Here is a 21,879-nt window from a genome sequence, read left to right as displayed (position 1 = left end):
AGTGGACAGTAAAACAAGCATCCTCGGTATCGACGAGGACCGGCTGGACGCGGCGGGCGCGGGCCTGACGGCGCGCGAAGTCGCACAACAAGGCGCCGTCTGGCCGAAGATCGCCGAACTGCTGAAAAGCCGGCGCGCCGACGTCGACGCCTTCCTCGCCCCGCTGCTGGCGCGGCCGGACCTGCGCATCGTGCTGACCGGCGCCGGCACTTCGGCCTTCATCGGCGAATGCCTGGTCCCCGCCCTGCTGCGCCAAGGCCTGCGCGCGGAGGCCGTGCCGACCACCGACCTGGTATCCGGTCCGCTATCGTTCCTGCAACCGGCGGTGCCGACCCTGCTGGTCTCGTTCGGCCGCTCCGGCAGCAGCCCGGAAAGCGTGGCCGCCGTGGCGCTGGCCGACCAACTGGTCGCCAACGTGCACCACCTGGTCATCACCTGCAACGCCGATGGCGAGCTGTATCGCATGGCAGAGGGCTGCAGCAACGCGCTGGCAATCCTGCTGCCGGAGGCGACGCATGACCGTGGCTTTGCCATGACCACCAGCTTCACCTCGATGCTGCTGTCGGCTGCGTTGGCGTTCGACGCGGTCGCGGACGACGCCGTGCAAGCGCCATCGGCCGCCGCACGCCAGCTGCTGCATAGCGCCCTGCCGCTGCTGAGCGAGCTGGTGGCGCGGCGCTTCGACCGCGTCGTCTACCTCGGCAGCAACGAGCTGCGCGGCTTGGCGCGCGAGGCCGCGCTGAAACTGCTGGAACTGACCGACGGCCAAGTGGTGGCGCTGTTCGATTCGCCGCTGGGCTTCCGCCACGGACCGAAGACCATCGTCAACGACAGCACCTTGGTGGTGGTCATGCTGTCGAACGACACGCACGCGCGCCGCTACGATCTCGACCTGCTGCGCGAGCTGCGCAACGACGGGCGCGCCGGCCGCGTCCTGGCGCTGAGCGGCATCGCCGACCCGGCGCTGGGGAACGATTGCCTGCTGCTGGACGGCATGGACCACGCCGATGAACTGGCGCTGGCGCTGCCGTATATCGTATTCTGCCAAAGCTACGCGCTGCTGCAATCGCTCGACCTCGGCCTGCGCCCGGATACGCCAAGCGTCTCGGGCACGGTCAACCGCGTGGTGCGCGGCGTGACGATCTATCCATGTGAAGGAAAAAACGATGTTTCTGGGCGTTGACGGCGGCGGCACCAAGACCGCGTTCGCACTGGTGGACGCGGACGGCAACGTGCGCGCGCGGCACGAGGAAGGCAGCGCCTACTATCTTGAAGTGGGACTGGAAGGCGCCGCCGCGATGCTGGAGCGCGGCTGCCGCGCGCTGTTCGCCGCCGCGGGCGTCGGCGCCGACGACATCGCGCAAGCTTTTTTCGGCTTGCCCGCCTACGGCGAAGACCGCGCCGTGATGCCCGCGCTCGACGCGCTGCCGCGCGCCATCCTCGGCCACCACCGCTACCGCTGCGGCAACGACATGGTGTGCAGCTGGGCGGGCTCGCTGGGCTGTGCCGACGGCATCAGCATCATCGCCGGCACCGGCTCGATGGCCTACGGCGAGGTCGCCGGCAGGCAGGCGCGTGCCGGCGGCTGGGGTGAATTGTTCAGCGACGAGGGTTCGGCGCACTGGATCGCCCGCGCCGGGCTGGGTTTGTTTTCGCGCATGAGCGACGGCCGGGTGCCGCGCGGCGAACTGTATGAATTGGTGCGCCAGCGCCTGTCGCTGGAAGAGGACCTGGACCTGTGTGGCGTGGTCTACGGCGATCTGAAGCGGGAACGCAGCGGCGTGGCGAGCTTGTCGCGTCTGGTGAGCGAGGCCGCCGCGCTTGGCGACCGCAAGGCCGTGGCGATCATCGAGGCCGCCGCCGGGGAGCTGGCGGACCTGGTCGACGCCGTGCGCGCCACCTTGGGCGTGGCGGACGATGTCGATGTCGCGGTGTCATTCACCGGCGGGCTGGTTGGACCGGACGGACCGTTGCGGGTGTCGCTCACCAAGGCGCTGGCGGGCCGCGCCCGCCCGTACCGGGTGTCGCCGCCGCTGTTCGCGCCGGTGATTGGCGCCGCGCTGTACGCCGCCCGTAACGCCGGCACGCCGCTCGACGCGGTCGCGTTGCGGAGATTGGCGGAATTTAGGACCGGTTGGCCCGACATGATTGGCCATACGATGCGGCGCCACGGCGCATAAATGGCCGATTACGGCGTTCCGCCTAATCCGCCCTACGTGCAACCGTGGTCCAGACAAGCACGAGACCACAGATACACGTAGGGCGGATTAGCGAAGCGTAATCGGCCATGCATGCGGACACCCGGCATACGCAACCACCAATACAAGAGGAAGCACCAATGCGTTCCACTCTCATTTCAATGCTATTCGCCGCACTGGCCGCGCTGCCCGCCCGCGCAGCCGACGACAACTACACCATGGCCGACTTCGACAAAGTGCCGAAGATCGACGCCCACCTGCACCTGCACGGCGACAGCCAGACCGCCTACCTCGCGCAAGCCCGCAAGGACAACTTCCGCGCGCTGACCATCAACGTCGACTACGGCGACTTCCCTCCCCCGGCGCGTCAACGGCAGGTCGCCAGCAAACTGGCGCACGCCCACCCGAAGGACGTCGCCTGGGTCGCCACGTTCTCCACCAAAGGCTTCGAGCAGCCCGGCTGGACAGAAGCAACGCTAAAAGACCTCGACGCCGCCCTGGCCGACGGCGCCGTCGGCGTCAAGGTCTGGAAAAACATCGGCATGGACCTGCGCGACGCCACCGGCAAACTGGTGATGGTCGACGACGCCCGCTTCGACCGTCTGTTCGACGGCCTGACCCGGCGCGGCACCATGGTGCTGGGCCACCAGGGCGAACCGCACAACTGCTGGCTGCCGCTCGAAAAAATGACAGTCAACAGCGACCGCGAATATTTCAAGGCCCATCCGGCCTACCACATGTACCGGCACCCCGAGATGCCAAGCTACGAACAACAGATGGCCGCGCGCGACCGCCTGCTGGCCAAGCATCCGAAACTCCGCTTCACCGGCGTCCACCTGGCGTCGCTCGAATGGGACATAGACAGCCTCGCGCGCTTCCTCGACACCCACCCCACCGTGAATGTCGATGTCGCCGCGCGCATCGGCCAATTGCAGTACCAGTCGCAGCACGATCTCGGGCGGGTGCGGGCGTTCTTCGTCCGCTATCAGGACCGCCTGATGTACGGCTCCGATCTTGCGCAATCGGCCGACCAGGCCGACGCCGATTTCGCCAAGGACCTGCACACCGTCTGGCGGCGCGACTGGCGCTACTTCGCCACCGGCGACACCCTCACGGTGCCGGAACTGGATGCGCCGGTGCGCGGCCTGTCGCTGCCGCGCGCGGTGATCGACAAGCTGTTCCGTGAAAACGCCGAAAAAACCTTCCCGAACGCCTGGCAAAACGCGCCGGCAAGGGCCTCCGGGGGTTGAACAAAGAATAGCGCCGAACTTTCGATTCTTTTCGCGCCGGGCGTCCTGTATCATCGGGAACACTCTTTATTTGCGCAAAATCGGAAAGATCGGCAATGAAAAAAACCCAGAAGACGGAAACGAAAGCCATAGCGAAGGAAGCGCCGGCCGAAAACAACCTGCTCGTGGAAGAACGGCGCCGCCACATCCGCGAGCTGGTCGCCGAGCGCGGCCGAATCACGGTGGCCGAACTGGTGACGATGTTCGACATCTCGCAAGTGACCGTCCGTAGCGACCTGAACGCATTGGCCGAGATCGGCGCGGTGGTGCGCACGCGCGGCGGCGCGCTGGCCCAGCGGGCCGACGAGGACCTGCCGATCGGCGTCAAGCAGACCTTGCGCCGCGCCGAGAAGATGCGCATCGCCGAGGCGGCCGTGCAACTGATCGGCGAAGGACAAACCATCGTGCTCGATTCGGGCACGACGACGGCGGAAATCGCCAAGCAGATACGCGGCCTGAAGCTGCAGTCGATCAATGTCATCACCAACGCGCTCAACATCGCGGTGCTGCTGGCCGGCGCGCCGCACGTGACGTTGATCATGCTGGGCGGCGTGCTGCGGCCCAGTTCGTATTCCTTGGGCGGGCCGCAGGCCGAGGCGGCGTTGCAGGGTCTGCACGCGGACATCCTGTTCCTCGGCTTCGACGGCCTCGATCCGGAGATCGGCGTGATGACGCCGCATCTGCTGGAAGCGCGCCTGAACTCGCGCATGCTGGAGATCGCGCGCAGCGTGGTCGCGGTGGGCGACTCGTCCAAGATCGGACGGCGCAGCCTGTCCGTGATCGCGAAGATCGAACAAGTCGACCGCATCATCACCGACGCCGGCGCGGCGCCGGAGACGGTCGAAGCGCTGCGGGCACGCGGCGCACAAGTCGTGCTGGTGTAGGCGGTCGCTGCGGCCGCCCCGCGCCGGCCAAGCAGTCCACCTACAAGACAGACGAGGAGATGTATGAAGCAAGCGCATCAAAAAGCCAACGACCGGGACAAGGACCAGGGACACGACAAGGAGCATGACCAGCGGCGCCGCACGCTGCTGGGATGGCTGGCCGGAACGGCTGTGGCGGTGCCGGTGGCCTCCACCGCCTGGGCCGCCGAGGCGGCGACAATGGCCACCGCCAAGGGCGGCGGCAAGCACGTCGCGCGCATCGGCGACGCTGCCATGGCGCTGGAATTCGACAGCCAGCTGCGCTGCCGCGTAGTGTCCAAACACGGGCCCCGCGCCGCCGCCATCACCGCCTTCGCGCCCAGCGAAAGGTTGCGGCTCAAAGACGGCCGCTGGATCGAGCGCTTCGCGCTGACGGCGCAGGCGGCCGACCGCGTCGACGGCCCGCACGGCGCCGGCGTGCGCCACCGCTTCACCGGCGCGGCCGCCGAGGGCGTCGAGAAGACCGTCAACGTCACCTTCTACGACCGTCATCCCGGCTTCGCCATCATCCGCGTCGGCTACCGCAACATCGGCGCCACCCCGCTCGCCATCACCGCCTGGAGCAACAGCGCACACACCTTGCAGCCCGCCGCCGGCCGCAAGCCAGAGTTCTGGACCTACTCCGGCGCCAGCCACCTGGACCGGCGCGACTGGGTCCAGCCGCTGACGGCCGGCTTTGACCAGCGCAATTTCATGGGCATGAACGCCTCCGACTACGGCAGCGGCACGCCGGCGGCCGACGTCTGGCGGCGCGACTGCGGCCTGGCCGTCGGCCATATCGACACGGTCCCCCGCCTGGTGGCCCTGCCGGTGCGCGCGGTCAAGGGCGGCGCCGCGCTGGCCGTCGAATGCGAACTGGAAGCGACCTTGCAACCGGGCGAATCGCTAGCCACGCTCGACACATTCCTGGCGCTGCACACGGGTGACTACTTCGGCGCGCTGGACCGCTACCGCCAGGTGATGGCCGAGCGCGGACTGCGCTCGCCCGACTGCCCCGACGAATGCTACGAGCCGATCTGGTGCGCCTGGGGCTACGAACGCGATTTCACGGTCCCGCTGATGGTCGGCACCTTGAAAAAAGCCAAGGAACTGGGCCTCGAATGGGCGGTGCTCGACGACGGCTGGCAGACCAACGAGGGCGACTGGAAGCTCGACACCAAGAAATTCCCCGGCGGCGAGGCCGACATGCGTGGCCTGGTCGGCTCGATCAAGGAAGCCGGCCTGAAGGCGCGCCTGTGGATCACGCCGCTCGCGGTCGACCCGGGCTCGGACCTGCTGCACGACCACACCGACATGCTATTGCTCGACAAGGACGGCGCCCCGCAACTGGTCAGCTGGTGGAACAGCCTGTACCTGTGCCCGGCCTACCAGCCCACCATCGACATGACCCGCGACTTGGTGCGCAAGATCCTCGGCGAATGGGGCTACCAGGGCCTCAAACTCGACGGCCAGCACCTGAACGGCGTCGCGCCCTGCCACAACCCGGCCCACAAGCACGCGCGTCCCGAGGAGTCGGTCGAGAAACTGCAGGATTTCTGGAAGATGGTGTACGACACCGCGATGGAAATCAACCCGAAGGCGGTGGTCGAGCTGTGCCCCTGCGGCACCTCCTACTCCTTCCACAACATGCCGTACATGAACCAGGCGCCCGCCGCCGACCCGCTGTCGTCGTGGCAGGTGCGCCACAAGGGCAAGACGCTGAAGGCGCTGATGGGGCCGTCGGCGCCGTACGCGGGCGACCACGTCGAACTCAGCGACGGCGGCGAGGATTTCGCCTCGACCATCGGCATCGGCGCGGTGCTGTCGACCAAGTTCACCTGGCCGGTCGATCCCAAACCGAAGGACAGCTTCCTGCTGACGCCGCAGCGCGAGGACAAGTGGCGCAAGTGGATCGGCATTTACCGCGACAAGATGCTGCCCAAAGGCATATACCGGGGCGAACTGTACGACATCGGCTTCGACAAGCCCGAAGGCCACGCCGTGGAGAAGGACGGCAGGCTGTATTTCGCCTTCTACGCGCCGCGCTGGGACGGGCCGGTGGAGATACGCGGGCTTGGCGCCGGCCGCTGGCGCCTGCGCGACTATGTCGACGGACGCGACCTGGGCGAGGTGCGCGGCGGTGCCGGCACCCCCAAGGTGACGCTGCGCTTCGAGCGCGCGCTGCTGCTCGAGGCCAGCCGCGTCTAAGCGGTCCGGTCTAAGCGATTCGGGGTTGCGGCGCAACCCCGATCTGCGCGCTGTTGCTACAACGCACAGAAAGGTTTTCAAATTGTTAAAAAATGGCGTTTGAAGTCTTCACAAGGAGTAACATACTTTCCATAAGCCAATAATAGATCCCTACCGTGAAGACATCCAACCGCCGTGCACCGCGCCTCCGCTGCGTCACATTCTTTGTAATGATGGCGTTGCAGGCCGGCCCCGCCCAGGCCGAAGCCGCGCCCCCGGAAGAACTGAGCACCCTGCCGCTGGAGAGTCTGATGGAGGTCACCATGGTGACCTCGGCCTCGCGCTTCGCCCAGCGCGTCAGCGAGGCGCCGTCGGCGGTCTCCGTGCTGACCTCGCAGGATGTCCGCGAGCACGGCTGGCGCACCCTGGGCGACGCCCTGGCCACCCTGCCCGGCCTGTATGTATCGAGCGACCGCAACTACGACTACCTCGGCGCGCGCGGCTTCCTGCGCCCCGGCGACTACGACAGCCGCTTCCTGCTGCTGATCGACGGCGTGCGCGTCAACGACAGCGTATACGACCAGGCCTGCATCGGCGACGACAGCCTGATCGACATGGACCTGGTGGAGCGCATCGAGTACGTGCCCGGCCCCGGCGCCGCCGTCTACGGCTCGAACGCGCTGTTCGGCGTGATCAACGTCATCACCAAGACCGGCAGCGCCATGGCCGGCCCCCAGGGCACGCTGTCGGTCGGCGGCAAGGGCGAGCGGCGCGCCCGCGCCAGCTACGGCTACCACACCCAGGACGGCACCGACGTGCTGCTGTCGGTCAAAGCGACCACGCGGCGCGGCGGCGCGCTGTACGCCTCCGAGTTCGATACGCCGGAGCAGAACAACGGCCTGGCCGAGGGCCTGGACTACGAGCGCACGCGCGGCGCCTTCATCAAGGCCGGCCGCGACGGCTGGGGCTTCAGCGCCGGCCATGTCACGCGCGTCAAGGGCGTGCCGACGGCCTCGTTCGGCGCAGTGTTCAACACCCCCAACTACACGCGCGACGCGCAGAGCTTCGCCAGCGTCTCGTACAACGCCGCGCCAAGCGACACGGTGGCGGTGTCGACCCGCGTGGACTGGGGCCGCGCCGATTACCTGGGCGTCGGCAGCTACCCCGACGACGAGGGCCGGCCGCGCCGGAACATCGACGGCGACCATGCCGCGTGGTACGGCGTGAACGTCAACGCCACCTTCACCGGCATCGACGGCCACAAGCTGGTGGCCGGCCTGGACGCCCAGCGCAACGCGCGGCGCGACCAGTTCAACTTCGACCTGGACCCGTACCAGCGCAATCTGGACGACCGCCGCGCCGACAACCGCCTGGGCGCCTACGTCGAGGACGAGGTGCGGCTGGCGCCGACGGTGCTGCTCAACGCCGGCCTGCGCTTCGACCGCGACAGCATCACCGGCACCCGCTTCAATCCGCGCGCGGCGCTGATCTGGCAAGCCTCGCCGCGCGACACGCTCAAGCTGATCCACGGCACCGCCTACCGCTCGCCCAACGCCTACGAATCGTATTACGCGGTGGGTGTGGGCGAAGGCGGCCAAGCGGCCAACACGGGGTTGCGCGCCGAGGAGATCGCCACCCATGAACTGGTGTGGGAGCGCCGCCCGGACGCCTACAGCAAATTGTCGCTGGCGGTGTTCCACTACCACATCGACGGCCTGATCGCCGAGACCCTGCGCGAGGACGGCCTGCTCGTCTTCGGCAACACCGAGCGCGCCTCGGCGCGGGGCATCGAGCTGGCGGCCGAGCGCCTGTTCACCGGCGGCGCCCGGCTGCGCGCCAACTACTCCTGGCAACAGGTGCGCGATGGCGACGGCGCCAGGCCGGTCAATTCGCCCCGCCACCTGGCCAAGCTCAACGCCACCTGGCCGCTGCCCGGCACCGGCGGCGCGCTGGGGCTTGGCGTAGAGGGGCAATGCATGTCGGACCGGCTCACCGAAAACGCCGCCGCCGCCGGCTTCTGCACCTGGAACCTGACCCTGGTGCCGGCGCGCAGGCGCGCGGGCGGCCTGGATTGGTCCATCAGCTTCTACAACGCGGCCGACCACCGCTACGCGGACCCGGCCGGTCCGGCGTTCGTGCAGGAAGCGATTCCACGCGAGGGGCGCACCATTACCGCCAAGATCGGTTATGCATTCTGAACCGAACACCATGAAACTGGTGCTGCTGTGGTGCACCGCGCTGTCGCTGCTCGTGCTGGCGCGGGCCGGCTGGGCGCAGTCCGACGACGCCGCGCTCAAGGCGGCCTACGTCTACAACATCGCCCAATTCACCACCTGGCCCGGCGCCGAGGCGGCGCGGCCGCTGAACGTTTGCCTGAGCAGCGCGCACGCCCTGTGGGACAGCCTGCGCAAGCTGCAGGGCAAGCCGGTCGGCGAGCGCAAGCTCTCTGTGGTCGAGCCGGGACCGGCAACGCAGTGCGATGTCATGGTATTGCGCGCCGGCGCCCAGCGCCCCGCCGCCGCCGGCGGCATCCTGTCCATCGTCGACGAGCCCAAGAACGGCTACGCCGGCGCCGTCGCGCTGGTCGAGGAGGACCAGCATCTGCGTTTCGACATCGACACTGCGGAGGCGGCGCGCGCCGGCCTGCGCTTCAGCTCGCGCCTGTTGAAGCTGGCGAGGAACGTCCGATGAAGCGCCAGCCCGCCCCCGCCCGGGCGTCCATTTCCAGCGCGCTCGGCACCGGCCAGATCATCGCCGCCGCCGCCGCGCTGGTGATCGCCGGCGCCGTGCTGATCGCGTACCAGTTGCTCGACATGCGCCACTCCCTGATCGACGGCGCCAGGGTGCAGGCGGCGATCGTGGCCGACAGCGTGACCGCGCCGCTGATGTTCCGCGACCGCGACGCCGCCCGGGACGCGCTGCACGCGTTCCGCTACGCGCCCGGCCTGCGCGCGGTCGGCGTCTACGACAAAGAGGGCAACCTGTTCGCCGAGTTTTCCTATCCGAACAGCCGCCTGCCGGCACGCCAGCCGCCCGACGGCGCCACACCGGACGGCATCATCACCGTGACCGACACGGTGCGTTACCGCGACACCACGCTGGGCCGCACGGTGCTGCATACGAGCACCGCCAAGCTGCGCGCGGTGCTGCTGCGCTACCTCGGCCTGCTGACGGTCGCCTCGCTGCTGGCCATGCTGGTGGTGGCCGCGCTGAGCCGCAAGACGCGGGCGCGGGTGGCCGCCGCCGAGCGCAAGCTCGACTATATGGCCCACACCGACCACGTCACGCGCCTGCCCAACCGCCACGCCACCTACGCCCGCCTGACCGCCGACCTCGAGCGCGCGCAGGCGGAGGGTCAGCAACTGGCGCTGCTGTTGGTCGACCTCGACAACTTCAAGCTGGTCAACGACACCGCCGGCCACGCCGTCGGCGACGAACTGCTGCAGCACGTGGCCGAAGCGCTGACCGGCGCGGTGCGCGCGTCCGATCTGGTCGGCCGCATCGGCGGCGACGAGTTCGCGATCATCGCCGGCCCGGTGCCGGACCGCGCCGCCGCGCTGGCGCTGGCCGCCGGCGTGACGCAGGCGCTGCAGGCGCCGTTCCAGCTCAAGCAGGGCGAGTTCTTCGCCACCGCCAGCGTCGGCTTCTGCCTGTACCCGGACGACGCCGGCACCATGGGCGAGCTGATGAGCAGCGCCGACACCGCCCTGTACCACGCCAAGCACGGCGGGCGCAACCGGCTCGCCGAGTTCGTGCCGGCGATGACAGCCGCCACCCAGCGCCGCGCCGCGCTGGAACGGGAGCTGCGACGCGCCATCGAGCAGGACCGGCTGTCCGTGCACTACCAACCGCAGTTCGGCTGCGCCGACGGCGCGCTGGTCGGGGTCGAGGCGCTGCTGCGCTGGAACCATCCGGAGCACGGACCGGTGTCGCCGGCCGAATTCATTCCGATCGCCGAGGACAGCGGCTTGATCGTGCAACTGGGCCGCTGGGTGCTGCACCGCGCCTGCGACCAGGTCGCCGCGTGGGAGCGCGACGGCGCGCCGGCCTTGACGTTGGCGGTCAACATGTCGGCCCGCCAGCTGCGCGAGCCGTGCTTCATCGACGATGTCACGCGCGCCTTGGCGCAAAGCGGGCTGGCGCCGGGCCGGCTTGAACTGGAGCTGACCGAAAGCGTGCTGATGGAAGACGTCGACGGCGCCATCGCCTTCATGCAGGCCGTGCGCGCGCTCGGCGTGCGGCTGGCGATCGACGATTTCGGCACCGGCTACTCGTCGCTGGCCTACCTGCAATGCTTTCCGATCAACCAGCTCAAGGTCGACCGCAGCTTCGTGCAATTGCTGCCAAAGCGCGGCGAGACCATCGTCCACGCCATCTTGGCGCTGGCGCGCGGCTTCGGCCTGGCGGTCGTGGCCGAAGGCGTCGAGGAACAGCCGCAGCTGGACTGGCTGCGCGAGGCCGGCTGCGACATCGTCCAGGGCTTCCTGCTCGGAAAGCCGATCCCGCCGGAAGAATTCGCCGCGCGCTATCTCGGCCGCCCCCAGGTCTGACCGTCGGGCCGGCCGGGCGGCGCGCACGGCACAAATGCAACTGTATTGCATTATGCGGCACAGCCGTTTATTATTGCAACCTTCTTGCATTTACCGCCATTTCCCGACGCCCATGATTTCACACCCACACCGTCCGCAGGCCGCCGCGCGCTCCCGCTCCGACCGCTCCGCCCGCGCCCTCTCCCCCGCCGTGTGGTTCGCCTTCGCGCTGCAGGGCAACGCCATGGCTGCGGAGGACCCGGTCGAACCGGCGCCGGACCAGATCGTCGAAATCAAGGGCAGCAAGGCCGACGACGGCCGCGTCGCGCCGAGCGTCGCCGCCAGGGGCCTGCCCGGCACGGTGACCACGATCACGGCCGACGACATCGCCACCTTGGCCGTCGGCCGCGACATGTCGAACATCTTCCAGCGCGTGCCGGGCGTGGTCGCCAACAACATCGACCAGGGCGACACCGGCAACGGCTTCCGCATGCGCGGCTTCGCCACCCAGGGCACCCACGGCGCCGACACCGCCGTCACCATCGACGGCGTGCCGCAAAATATCCCGTCCAGCCAGGGCGGCGCCGGACACGGCCCGGTCTTCCTCGAATGGCTGACGGCGGACATGATCGCCACCGTCGACGTGATCAAGGGGCCGGTGTCGGCGCTGTACGGCGACCAGAACCGCGCCGGCGCGGTCGTCATCGACACCCGCGAGGGCGGCGCCGCCACCCCGCCCAGCGCCGCGCTCACGCTGTCGAGCTACGGTGGGCGCCGCGCGTCGCTGACGCTGTCGGGCGATTACGGCGCGGTGCGCTCGCTGCTGGTGGCCGACCGCTTCCGCATGGACGGCTTCCGCCACGGCGCCAGCAACGAGCGCGCCAACGTGTTCTGGAAGCTGTCGACCACCATCGGCGACGGCGTCTACAGCCTGCGCGCCAGCCACTATAGATCGGACTACGCCGGCGCCGGCTACCTGTCGCTGCCGGCCCTGCAAGCCGGGCTCGATCCGCACAGCGCGCAGTTCGGCCTGCCCGGCTTCGGCGACGCCCACCGCACCAGCCTGGTGTTCAACCGCCGCCCGAACGGCGACGCCGGCTGGTTCGCCACCGCCTACGCCGAGGATTTCGAACGCAGCCGCGCGATCGCCACCAGCGCCACCCAGCACACCTTCGGCTACGACGACCGCAAGATCTACGGCGCGCGCGCCGGCAACACCTGGCGCCTGGGCGACGACGCCGTGCTGACGGCCGGCGCCGAGACCCGCATCGATCGCGGCGACGCGCTGCGCCGCCAATACCAGTTCCACCGGCCGACCGCCAACTATCTCAACAACCAGGATCTGGACCTGCAATCGTACGGCGCCTTCGTCCAGGGCCAGTACCGCGTGGCGCCAGCGCTGAAACTGCACGCCGGCGCCCGCTACGACCGGTTCGACTACGATCTGCTCAACCGCAAGTTGCCCGCCGCCTCGACCGGCTACCGGGGCGCGGCGTTCACGCCCAAGTACGGCGCGATCTGGAACGCCCTGCCGGAGCTGGAACTGTACGCCAACGTCGCGCAGGGCCTGCGCTCGCCGTCCGCCGAGCAGATCAGCTCAAGCGGCAGCCTCGGCCCGCTCGGCGCGTCCGGCGGCCGTATCAACGCGGACATCGACCCCAGCAAGGTGCGCTCGCACGACCTGGGCTTGAACGCGCGCCCTGCGGCCGGCTGGGACGTCGGCGCCTCGGTGTACGCGATCCGCAACGACGACGAGATCATCAACACGGCGCCGGACGTCTACCTGGCCTCCGGCCGGACCACGCGCAAAGGGTTCGAGTTCGACACGCGCTACCAGTTCGACCGCGCGCTCAGCGCCTACCTGAGCTACGGCCGCATCCTGCGCGCCCGGCTCGACAATCCGCCGCCGGGAACCGGCGCCTTGCTCTCGGTGCCGGCCCACACGTGGAAGGCCGGCGGCCAGTACCGCGACCGCGTCGGTCCGGGCAACCTCAGTCTCAACGGCGACGTCTATGTTACCTCCGGCAACCCGTACTACAGCGGCACGCCCTCGGCGCGGCGCGACATGCCGACCTACGTGCGCTACACCTTGAAGGCCAGCTACGACTACCGCAAGCTTCTGGGTTCGCTGGCGGTGACCTTGCAGCCGCACCAGTTCGCCAGCGACATCGCCTACGGCAGCGCCGCCGGCCTGCTGGTGTCGACGGTGCCGCGCACCCAGCTCGAAGCGTCGCTGCGCTACTTCTTCTGATGCCGGGGGAACGGATGAACAAGCTGGCCGGCATCGCCAACGCCACCGGCATCGCCGCCTCCACTCTGTGCTTGCTCCATTGCCTTGCCATGCCGCTGCTATTGCTCGCGTTGCCGGCGCTGGGCTGGGCCGCCGGCGAGCACACGCACAAGGCGCTGATCGGCGTGGCATTGGCGGCGGCGCTGTTGTCGCTGGGCCCCGGCTACCTCGCGCACCGCCGCATGCCGATACTGCTGTTGGGCGGAGCGGGCCTTGCCGGCTTGGCGGCGGCGGTGTTCCTGGTCGGGCCACGCTATGGCGAATCGGCCGAGACCGCGCTTAGCGTCGCCGGCGCCATCCTGCTGTGCGCCGCCCACCTGCGCAACGGATCTTGTTGCCGCCGGGTGGCGGCCGACAAACGCGCGCATGGAGCGCGACGATGACGCTGGAGCGCGAGGTATCGTCCGTGGCGGCGCCGCCGGCCGTGGCGCTCGACGGCCTGCGGTTCGGCTGGCCCGGCGCGCCGGACGACTGCCTCGACATCCCCGGTTTCACAATCGCGCCTGGGGAGCGCCTGTTCCTGCATGGCCCCAGCGGGGGCGGCAAGAGCACCTTGCTAGGCATCCTGGCCGGCGTGATCGCGCCCACCGCCGGCACCGCGCGGATCGGCGGCGTGGACGTGGCGGCGCTGCCGGCGGGCGCGCGCGACCGCTTTCGCGCCGACCACATCGGCATCATCTTCCAACAGTTCAACCTGCTGCCCTACCTGTCGATCCTCGACAACGTGCTGCTGCCTTGCCGCTTTTCGGCGCGGCGGCGCCGGCACGCTTCGCAAGGCGGCGCGAGTCCCCGGGCGGAGGCGGACCGCCTGCTCGGCCGGCTCGGCATCGATCCGGCGCTGCGCCAGCGCCCTGTCGCCGAACTGAGCGTCGGCCAGCAGCAGCGCGTGGCCGCCGCGCGCGCCCTGATCGGCACGCCCGACCTGATCGTCGCCGACGAACCGACCTCCGCCCTCGACGCGCGCAACCAGCGGCACTTCCTCGACCTGCTGCTGGCCGAATGCGCCGCGCCATCGGCGTTGGTGCTGGTGAGCCACGACCTGCGCCTGGCCGAGCACTTCGACCGCAGCGTGGCGCTGGCGGAACTGAACCGCGCCGCCCGACTGGAAACGGAATGACGATGTTATCGCTGGCCTGGCAAAGCGCGCGCAGCCGCCGCTACGCGCTGCTGCTCACATTGGGCTCCATCATCCTGTCCGTGGCCCTGCTGCTCGCCGTCGAGCGCCTGCGCCACGGCGCGCGCGACGGTTTCACGGCCGCGCTGTCGGGCACCGACCTGATCATCGGCCCCCGCAGCCACCCGGTGCAGTTGCTGCTGTACTCGGTGTTCCACATCGGCGAGACCGACGCCGGCATGACCTGGGGCAGCGTGGAGCGCATCGGCGCGCACCCGGCGGTGGCCTGGACCATCCCGCTGACGCTGGGCGACTCGCATCGCGGCTTCCCCGTGGTGGCGACCACCACGGCCTACTTCGACCACTATCGCCACGGCCGCGCGCAAGCGCTGACGTTCTCGAGCGGGACACGCTTCAACGGCCTGTTCGACGTGGTGATCGGCGCCGAGGTCGCGCGCCGCCTCGGCTACCGTTTGGGCGACGAGCTGACCCTCAGCCACGGCGCCGGCCATGCCGGCCACGCAGCCGATAGCAGCCACGAAGACAAGCCCTTCACCGTCGTCGGCATACTGGCGGCCACCGGCACGCCGGTCGACCGCACGCTGCACATCGGTTTGCAGGCGATGGAGGCGATCCATCTGGACTGGCACGGCGGCGCGCACGTGCCGGGCGTATCGATCGGCCGCGCCGAAGTACGCAAGTTCGACCTGCATCCCAAGCAGGTGACGGCGGTGCTGGTCGGGCTGAAGCAGCGCGCGGCCGTCCTGCGCATGCAGCGAATTTTCGGCGCCGACGACCAGGAACCACTGTCGGCGGTCATTCCCGGCGTGGCGCTGCAACAGCTGTGGGATATCACCGGCGCGGCGGAACGCGTTTTGCGCGCGGTGTCGTTCCTGGTGCTGGTGGTGGCGCTGGCCGGCCTCGCGGCGGCGGTGTTGGCCGGACTCGGCGAGCGGCGGCGCGAGCTGGCGATACTGCGCGCGGTCGGCGCCCGTCCCTGGCAAATCTTCTTGCTGCTGGTGTGCGAAGGCCTCGGCCTGACCATCGCCGGCGCCGCCGGCGGTTTCGCGCTGGTGGAGGTGGCGTCGTTCGCGCTCGCGCCGCTGGCGTTGGCGAAATGGGGCCTGGCGATCGACGCTTTCGCCCCCGGCCTGGGCGAAGTATGGCTGCTCGCCGCCGTCGTCGGCGCGGGTCTGATCGCCAGCGTCGTGCCGGGTGTGCGCGCGTATCGACTCTCGCTGATCGACGGATTGGCGCCGAAGGTATGAGCAAGTACAAGAATCTGGCGCTGGCCGTGGCGATGGCAGCGCTCACCGGCGCGGTGCTGACCGGCTGCAAGGGGGAAGGCAAACCAGCTGCACCGTTTGCGGCCAAGGCGTCACCGCCACCCCACCCGATCGACATGAAGCCGGCGACGGCGCCGTTCGAGGAGGTCGAGTGGTTCGCGCTGGTGCCGGCCGACTGGGAGCCGGCCAAGACCTTCAACGACGACATGGCGCGCCTGCAGGACAACGATCCGCGCGCGATGGCGGCGCTGGCCAGGCTGCGCGAGGCGTGGGCCAGCGCGCCGGTCGAACCCTCGATGGATGGAGCGCGGGTGCGCATCGGAGGCTACGTCATCCCGCTCGACGGCGAGGGCCGGTCTTTCCGCGAATTCCTGCTGGTGCCCTACTTCGGCGCCTGTATCCACGCGCCGCCCCCGCCGGCGAACCAGGTCATCCACGTGTTCTCGGACAAACCGATCGACGGCGTCAAGATGATGGACGCGGTCTTCGTCAGCGGCACCTTGCGCGCCGCGCGCAACCGCACGCCCGACAGCGCCGCCGGCCTGCTGGACGCCGTCGGCTACGACATGCAGGCGCAACTCGTTACGCCTTATGAAGTGAAATAGCGGTCGCGATCAGTTCGCGGATTTGGGCGGGACTGTGGCGCGCTCCATGAACACCGGATAGGTGAACCTGGAACGTTCAGCGTAGTCGGACCGCATCAGCCACCACCGCAAGCGGGCCTGCGGGTCCGACTCGAGCGCCTTGTCGGCGGCGAGGGCTTCCATGAAGCGCGCCCGCAACGCCGGATTCGCCTCCATCATCTTGTCCGCCAGCGGCGCCAGCAGGTGTCTCGGCAGCTTGGACTCCGGCGGCAACGCGTTGTCGAGATACCCGGCCGCCAGGAACGAGTCGTCGCTTTCCGGCTCGAGCAAGGCGGCCGCGATCAATCGCAAAGGCTGATCGGACGACACCCGCACCGCTCCAGCCGGCAGCGTCATTTGCCTGGTCTGTCGAAGCGGGTCGGCCCGGTCTTTACCCGAGCTCAATTGCACCACTTCCAGCGGCAGCGCGCGGGCCGCGCCAAGGCGCTCCATCGCGATCCCGTGGGCACCCAGCGACGCGATCATCTCTTTTTGCTCCGGCATCAACCACCAGGCGCGGGGCAGGACAACCTCCTTGGTCGAGCGCACGCCGAATACAGGCATCGCGATGTCGGCCCGTTCGCCGGTCCAGCGCAGCTCCCTGGCGCCCGACGCCTTCGAGACGTAGGAATCGTACTTGTAGCCTTTGAAGTCGCGCGTCGCCATCGGCGCGGCCTCGCGCTCCCAGCGCACCATCAAGCGCGGACCGCGCGCCGCCCTGTCGACCGATTTGGCCTGGGCGATGCGGTCGCGCTCAAGGGCGACCGTCTTCAGCGACTGCTCCAGCAGAACGTAGGTCCCCAGCACCCTGCGCTTGTAGGGCTTCATCGTGTGGTTTTCCACCAGCACGGTCGGGATGCCGGCGAAATCGCCGTAGCCCGTCGAGTAGCGCGGCCCTTCCGCGCTGACGCGCAAGCCCTTGGACGGCGTGTCCTCCTCCACCCAACTCGGATACACGCCCGGCACATGGCCCTGGGCGTTTAGCGCCGCGTCGACGTCGGTGGTGTACCTGGTCATCAGCCAGTCCGCCGTGGCCCGCGACCGGGCGTAGGTGCCCCAGCCGGCGAAGGTATAGGTGGTGTCGTACTGGTAATCGGTGCCATCGCTGACGTGGACGTCGATATAGAGCGCGGGGTCGAAGCGTTGCAACAGCTTGACGACGGCGGCGATCTCCGGCGATTGCAGCCGCGCGTAGTCGCGGTTGAGGTCCAGTCCCTGGGCGTTGGCGCGCGCCCCCTTGATGCCGGGTCCGCGTTCGTTGGGACGGCCGAAGGTGCTCGTGTTCTCGTGCGCGTCCACGTTCAGGATCGGAATGAAGACCAGGTCGACCAGATCGAGCAGGTCGTCGCGGCCACGGAAGGCGATGTCGCGCAGCAGCATCAGGCCGGCGTCCTTGCCATCGATCTCGCCGGCGTGGATACCGGCCTGCACCAGCACCACCGGTTTGGCGCCAGCGCCCGGTTTTTTCGCCAGGACGTAGTACAGATCCCGGCCCTGGTAGCTTTTGCCGAACGACTGGATGGAGAGGCGATCGGACGCCTTCTCCATCGCGCGCAGAAACGTCATCGTCTCGGCGTAGCTTGGCGAGTCGCTGAAGCCCGACTTTTCGGCGGGGGTCACCCAACGGTCGGCGGCGGGAACGACCAGCTTCTCGCTGGTCCCTTTCCAGGCGGACTCCGGTGGCAGCAGCGCATTGGCCTGCACGGACGACGCGGGTGCGATGGCGGACAAAAGCAGGAATAATACTGTGTAAAGCGGGGTGGAAAGCGGAGCGGACTTCGGCAAATTAAACTCTCAAAGGTGCGGGCGGAAGCCTTAATGATAACGCATTATCGAAAACACGCACATTCGACAGACACCTCCCGGACACCATCGATGCGGTATCCGGGACCACGACAGCTCATGTCATTCGGTCAACTCGATCTCGGTTCGCAGCCGGATGTCGGCCGAACCCGCGCCCACCATCAGCTGGAAACGGCCCGGTTCGGCCACCCATTGCAGCTTGCGGTTGAAGAACGCCAGGCTGTCGCGATTCAGCGTGAAGCTGACCTTTTGCTGCTGCCCCGGCGCCAGCGCCACCTTCTGGAAGCCCTTGAGCTCTTGCAGCGGGCGCACGGTGGACGCGACCGGGTCGCGCAGATAAAGCTGCACGATCTCCGTGCCGGCCACCGCGCCGGTGTTCGCCAGGGTGAACGACAGTGTGATCTTGCCGTCGGCCTTCATCGCGTTCTGGCTCAGCTTCATGTCGCGGTAGGCGAACGTGGTGTAGCTCAGGCCATGGCCGAAGGCGTAGCGCGGCGTGTTAGGCATGTCGATGTAGCCGGATTTATAGAGCACGTCGCGCGGATCGGTCACCGGGCGGCCGGTCTGGTATTGCTGGTAGGTGATCGGGATCTGCCCCTGGTGGCGCGGGAAGGTCATCGGCAGCTTGGCCGACGGGTTGACGGCGCCGAACAGCACGTCGGCGATGGCGTTGCCGCCCTCGCTGCCCGGCAGCCACGCGTACAGGATGGCCTTGGCCTCTTCCGCGACGTTCTCGAACACCAGTGGACGGCCGGCCAGGATCACCACCACCGGCGTCTTGCCGGCCGCCTTGAGCGCCGCGAACAATTGCCCCTGGCGCCCGGGCAGGCCGATATCGGCGCGCGACTTGGCTTCGCCGCTCATTTCCCACGACTCGCCGACAGCGAGGACCACTACATCGGCGTCGCGCGCCGCCGCCACGGCGGCCGCGAAGCCGCCATCGGTGGCGCAGGCGATGTCGCAGCCGGCGGCGAAGCTCACGCGCGTGCCCGATCCGGCCTGCGCGCGGATGGCGTCGACCAGGTTGACCACGCGCTCGGCGTTGGACTTGACGATCCAGCCGCCCTCCAGGTCGCGGCGGGCGTCGGCCAGCGGGCCGATGACGGCGATCGATTTGACGCCCCGTTTGATCGGCAGCGCGCCGTTGTCATTCTTTAGCAGGACGATGGACTTGGCGGCGGTCGCGCGCGCGGCGGCGCGGTGCGCGGGGTCGTTGACGGCCTGTTTTTCACGCTGCACGTCGGAGAAGCGGTAAGGATCGTCGAACAGGCCCAGCTCGAATTTCTTGGTCAGCACGCGCCGCACGGCGTCGTCCACCAACTTGACGTCGACCTTGCCGGCGCCGACCAGCTGCGCCAGCGAGCCGGAATAGGCGTTGCTCTCCATGTCCATGTCGCTGCCGGCGGTGAGGGCCTTGGCCGCCGCGTCGGACAGGTCGCCGGCGTAGCCATGCGGGACCATTTCGCCGATCGAGTTCCAGTCGCTGACGACAAAGCCCTTGAAGCCCCAGGCGCCCTTGAGGATGTCGCGCTGCAGGAAGGCGCTGCCGGTGGCCGGCACGCCGTTGAGCGTATTGAACGAATTCATGAACGTCGCCGCGCCCGCGTCGACCGCCGCCTTGAACGGCGGCAGGTAGGTCTCGTACAACAGCTGGTCGCTCATGTCGACGGCGTTGTAATCGCGCCCGGCGATGGCGGCGCCGTAGGCGGCGAAGTGCTTGGCGGTGGCCATCACCGAGCTGGTGCCGCCCAGCTTGGCGCCCTGGAAGCCGCGCACGCGCGCCTCGGCGATGCGGCTGCCGAGGAAGGCGTCCTCGCCGGCGCCCTCCATCACCCGGCCCCAGCGCGGATCGCGGCCGATGTCGACCATCGGCGCGAACGTCCAGTGGATGCCGGAGGCCGAGGCCTCGCGCGCGGCGATGCGCGCGGCCTGCTCGATGGCCTCCAGGTCCCACGACGCCGCCTCGCCGAGCGGCACCGGGAAGATGGTCTCGTAACCGTGGATGACGTCGAGCCCGAACAGCAGCGGGATCTTCAGGCGCGATTGCATGGCGATGGCCTGCACCGCGCGCGTGTCGGCCGCGCCCTTGACGTTGAGCATGGAGCCGACCTTGCCGGCGCGCAGATCGCTCTCCAAATTGCGGCGCAATTCGGATTCCGGGCCGGTGATGAATTCCTTGTCCGATATCTGGTTCAGCTGGCCGACCTTCTCCTCCAGGGTCATCTGGCGCAGCAGCGCATCGACCCGTTCCGGGATGGGCGCGCCGGCGGCCGCCCAGGCGCCGTTGGCGATCAATGCGAGCAGCGCCGTTGCCGCCGAGCGTGCGATCAGGTTCCGTGTCATGCGTGTCTCCGTGCTATTTGTCAATTAATGAGAAAAAAGTTACGCAAATATACACGCAAACAGGGTACGGGCTAAGCGGTTTCTGTCGAGATCGGAAACGATTCCAATCCAGTCATCAGCCGCGGCCCGACCGGCCATTCTAGTAGCCGTAGATCATCTTATAGGCCAGTTCCGGCACGAACGTACCCGCCGGCCCCGCGCAGCCGTCGGACTCGCCCGGCGACTTGATCCACAGCGCCATTTCCGGCTGGCTGCCGGCGGCGTTGACGCGCGGCGCCACGCCAAGCTTGCGCCCGGCCGGATCGCACCACTCCGTGCCTTTCGGACCGTTGCCGTTGCGGCTGGTGTCGACGACGAAGGTTTTATTCAGGCCGCGCTGGCGCAGCGCGTCGGCCACGGCCACGCCGTACGGATTGCTTTCGGCGTCGGTGCGGTAGTTCGACACGTTGAGCGAGAAGCCACGGGCGCCGGTCACGCCGGCGTTGACCAGCCGCGTGGCCGCCTCCGCCGGCGCCAGCCAGGCGCTATTGCCGATGTCGAGGTACAGATAGGCGCGCGGCGCCAGCGCGGTGAACTGCGACACGGCGTACTTGAACAAGTCCAGGCGCGCCGTCTTGCCGGCAGCGTCCAGGCAGTCGAGCTGCGGCAGCGCGTCCGGCTCCAGCACCACGATCGCCGGGCGGTTGCCGACGGCGGCGGCGAAGGCGCGTATCCAGTCGCGGTAGGCCTGCACCGAGCCCGCGCCACCGGCGCTGTGCTGGCCGCAGTCGCGCGCCGGAATGTTGTAGGCCACCAGCACCGGGGTGCGGTCGTTGTATGCGGCGGTGCCGACGTAGTGGCCGACGGCGGCGCCGATTTCGCCGCTCCAATTGCCGAACCAACGGGCGCCCGGCTGGTTGGCGATGCGGTTGCGGATGTCGGTGGCGCGGCCGTCGCTGGGGTTGTTGCGGGACCAAATTGCGGCACTGGAGTCGGGGTCGACATACAGCGCCGGGTTGACCTGCGCCTGGGCGCCGTGGAGGGCGCCACACGATATCAATATCGCGGCCAGGGTTGGCCGTATCGTCATTCTCATGCTTGTCTCCTTTTAGTTTTAGAGGCTGTATTTGCGGTATGAAACCGTTTTCAACCTCAGCGGACCTTACCTGCGGCTTAGCGTTTTCGCCAACAATTTGTTTAGTTACGTTTACTAAATTTGATAAACGACCTGAAATTGTGGCAATTTTGCCTCGTCCCCGGAGAGCGCGCCGCGACGCCACTTTGGCTCGCACGCCTCGGCGGCGGCACCACAGGATGATCTGCCATGCAAAACAGG

The 21,879-nt window shown here is 68.5% G+C and carries 16 protein-coding genes; 13 read left to right on the top strand and 3 right to left on the bottom strand.

The window, feature by feature from the left end; genetic code table 11:
- The first annotated feature begins 1 nt into the window (after window position 1).
- The 13 genes from NHH88_16135 to NHH88_16075 all read left to right on the top strand — a co-directional run bounded on the left by NHH88_16135 (window position 2) and on the right by NHH88_16075 (window position 16,400).
- The gene (locus NHH88_16135) at window positions 2-1,183 is read left to right on the top strand and encodes an SIS domain-containing protein (protein ID USX17237.1); all 1,182 of its coding nucleotides are present in this window, start codon (window positions 2-4) and stop codon (window positions 1,181-1,183) included.
- Complete coding sequence (locus tag NHH88_16130) at window positions 1,167-2,180, top strand: N-acetylglucosamine kinase (protein ID USX17236.1); 1,014 nt, start codon at window positions 1,167-1,169, stop codon at window positions 2,178-2,180. Before NHH88_16135 ends, NHH88_16130 begins: the two co-directional genes overlap by 17 nt.
- 158 nt (window positions 2,181-2,338) lie before the next feature.
- Window positions 2,339-3,448, top strand: coding sequence for an amidohydrolase (locus NHH88_16125; GenBank protein ID USX17235.1), 1,110 nt, complete (start codon window positions 2,339-2,341; stop codon window positions 3,446-3,448).
- Between the two features lie 95 nt (window positions 3,449-3,543).
- Window positions 3,544-4,371 carry a DeoR/GlpR family DNA-binding transcription regulator gene (locus tag NHH88_16120; protein ID USX17234.1) on the top strand — a complete coding sequence of 276 codons (828 nt, stop codon included), beginning with the start codon at window positions 3,544-3,546 and terminating at the stop codon, window positions 4,369-4,371.
- A 63-nt stretch (window positions 4,372-4,434) separates the two neighbouring features.
- Entirely contained in the window at window positions 4,435-6,597 is a 2,163-nt protein-coding gene (locus NHH88_16115; GenBank protein ID USX17233.1) for an alpha-galactosidase, read from the top strand.
- A gap of 209 nt (window positions 6,598-6,806) precedes the next feature.
- Complete coding sequence (locus NHH88_16110) at window positions 6,807-8,774, top strand: TonB-dependent receptor (GenBank protein USX17232.1); 1,968 nt, start codon at window positions 6,807-6,809, stop codon at window positions 8,772-8,774.
- Window positions 8,764-9,267: a YfiR family protein gene (locus NHH88_16105; GenBank protein ID USX17231.1), complete on the top strand. Its 504-nt coding sequence runs from the start codon at window positions 8,764-8,766 to the stop codon at window positions 9,265-9,267. The genes NHH88_16110 and NHH88_16105 overlap by 11 nt, the downstream gene beginning before the upstream one ends.
- A complete protein-coding gene (locus NHH88_16100; protein ID USX17230.1) occupies window positions 9,264-11,126 on the top strand; it encodes an EAL domain-containing protein in 1,863 nt (620 codons plus the stop codon). The genes NHH88_16105 and NHH88_16100 overlap by 4 nt, the downstream gene beginning before the upstream one ends.
- Window positions 11,127-11,238: 112 nt before the next feature.
- Entirely contained in the window at window positions 11,239-13,356 is a 2,118-nt protein-coding gene (locus tag NHH88_16095; protein USX17229.1) for a TonB-dependent receptor, read from the top strand.
- 14 nt (window positions 13,357-13,370) lie between these two features.
- Window positions 13,371-13,778, top strand: coding sequence for a MerC family mercury resistance protein (locus NHH88_16090; GenBank protein ID USX17228.1), 408 nt, complete (start codon window positions 13,371-13,373; stop codon window positions 13,776-13,778).
- On the top strand, window positions 13,775-14,512 hold the full coding sequence (locus tag NHH88_16085; GenBank protein ID USX17227.1) for an ABC transporter ATP-binding protein: 738 nt from the start codon (window positions 13,775-13,777) through the stop codon (window positions 14,510-14,512). Before NHH88_16090 ends, NHH88_16085 begins: the two co-directional genes overlap by 4 nt.
- Window positions 14,509-15,777, top strand: coding sequence for an ABC transporter permease (locus tag NHH88_16080; protein ID USX17226.1), 1,269 nt, complete (start codon window positions 14,509-14,511; stop codon window positions 15,775-15,777). Before NHH88_16085 ends, NHH88_16080 begins: the two co-directional genes overlap by 4 nt.
- Window positions 15,774-16,400 carry a DUF3299 domain-containing protein gene (locus NHH88_16075; GenBank protein USX17225.1) on the top strand — a complete coding sequence of 209 codons (627 nt, stop codon included), beginning with the start codon at window positions 15,774-15,776 and terminating at the stop codon, window positions 16,398-16,400. Before NHH88_16080 ends, NHH88_16075 begins: the two co-directional genes overlap by 4 nt.
- Before the next feature lie 9 nt (window positions 16,401-16,409).
- Here NHH88_16075 and NHH88_16070 read toward each other — a convergent pair whose 3' ends face one another.
- From NHH88_16070 to NHH88_16060, 3 genes are all read right to left on the bottom strand, one after another.
- Window positions 16,410-18,149 (bottom strand): M14 family metallopeptidase, encoded by a 1,740-nt coding sequence (locus tag NHH88_16070; protein USX17224.1) that lies wholly within the window; start codon window positions 18,147-18,149, stop codon window positions 16,410-16,412.
- A gap of 174 nt (window positions 18,150-18,323) precedes the next feature.
- Window positions 18,324-20,564: a glycoside hydrolase family 3 C-terminal domain-containing protein gene (locus NHH88_16065; protein USX17223.1), complete on the bottom strand. Its 2,241-nt coding sequence runs from the start codon at window positions 20,562-20,564 to the stop codon at window positions 18,324-18,326.
- Between the two features lie 139 nt (window positions 20,565-20,703).
- On the bottom strand, window positions 20,704-21,639 hold the full coding sequence (locus NHH88_16060; protein USX17222.1) for a glycoside hydrolase family 6 protein: 936 nt from the start codon (window positions 21,637-21,639) through the stop codon (window positions 20,704-20,706).
- Window positions 21,640-21,879: the final 240 nt, after the last annotated feature.

It is taken from the genome of Oxalobacteraceae bacterium OTU3CAMAD1, from assembly GCA_024123915.1.
Taxonomy (GTDB): Bacteria; Pseudomonadota; Gammaproteobacteria; order Burkholderiales; family Burkholderiaceae_D; genus Rugamonas.
Note: the sequence above shows the minus strand (reverse complement) of the source record. Positions and strands in the feature narration are given on the sequence as shown.

Excerpts from the sequence above, each read along its gene's own strand:
- NHH88_16085 (USX17227.1), top strand. The coding sequence starts at position 13,775 with ATGACGCTGGAGCGCGAGGTATCGTCCGTGGCGGCGCCGCCGGCCGTG.
- NHH88_16125 (USX17235.1), top strand. The coding sequence starts at position 2,339 with ATGCGTTCCACTCTCATTTCAATGCTATTCGCCGCACTGGCCGCGCTG.
- NHH88_16080 (USX17226.1), top strand. The coding sequence starts at position 14,509 with ATGACGATGTTATCGCTGGCCTGGCAAAGCGCGCGCAGCCGCCGCTAC.
- NHH88_16115 (USX17233.1), top strand. The coding sequence starts at position 4,435 with ATGAAGCAAGCGCATCAAAAAGCCAACGACCGGGACAAGGACCAGGGA.
- NHH88_16130 (USX17236.1), top strand. The coding sequence starts at position 1,167 with ATGTTTCTGGGCGTTGACGGCGGCGGCACCAAGACCGCGTTCGCACTG.
- NHH88_16060 (USX17222.1), bottom strand. The coding sequence starts at position 21,639 with ATGAGAATGACGATACGGCCAACCCTGGCCGCGATATTGATATCGTGT.
- NHH88_16100 (USX17230.1), top strand. The coding sequence starts at position 9,264 with ATGAAGCGCCAGCCCGCCCCCGCCCGGGCGTCCATTTCCAGCGCGCTC.
- NHH88_16105 (USX17231.1), top strand. The coding sequence starts at position 8,764 with ATGCATTCTGAACCGAACACCATGAAACTGGTGCTGCTGTGGTGCACC.
- NHH88_16110 (USX17232.1), top strand. The coding sequence starts at position 6,807 with ATGATGGCGTTGCAGGCCGGCCCCGCCCAGGCCGAAGCCGCGCCCCCG.
- NHH88_16090 (USX17228.1), top strand. The coding sequence starts at position 13,371 with ATGAACAAGCTGGCCGGCATCGCCAACGCCACCGGCATCGCCGCCTCC.
- NHH88_16075 (USX17225.1), top strand. The coding sequence starts at position 15,774 with ATGAGCAAGTACAAGAATCTGGCGCTGGCCGTGGCGATGGCAGCGCTC.
- NHH88_16095 (USX17229.1), top strand. The coding sequence starts at position 11,239 with ATGATTTCACACCCACACCGTCCGCAGGCCGCCGCGCGCTCCCGCTCC.
- NHH88_16065 (USX17223.1), bottom strand. The coding sequence starts at position 20,564 with ATGACACGGAACCTGATCGCACGCTCGGCGGCAACGGCGCTGCTCGCA.
- NHH88_16120 (USX17234.1), top strand. The coding sequence starts at position 3,544 with ATGAAAAAAACCCAGAAGACGGAAACGAAAGCCATAGCGAAGGAAGCG.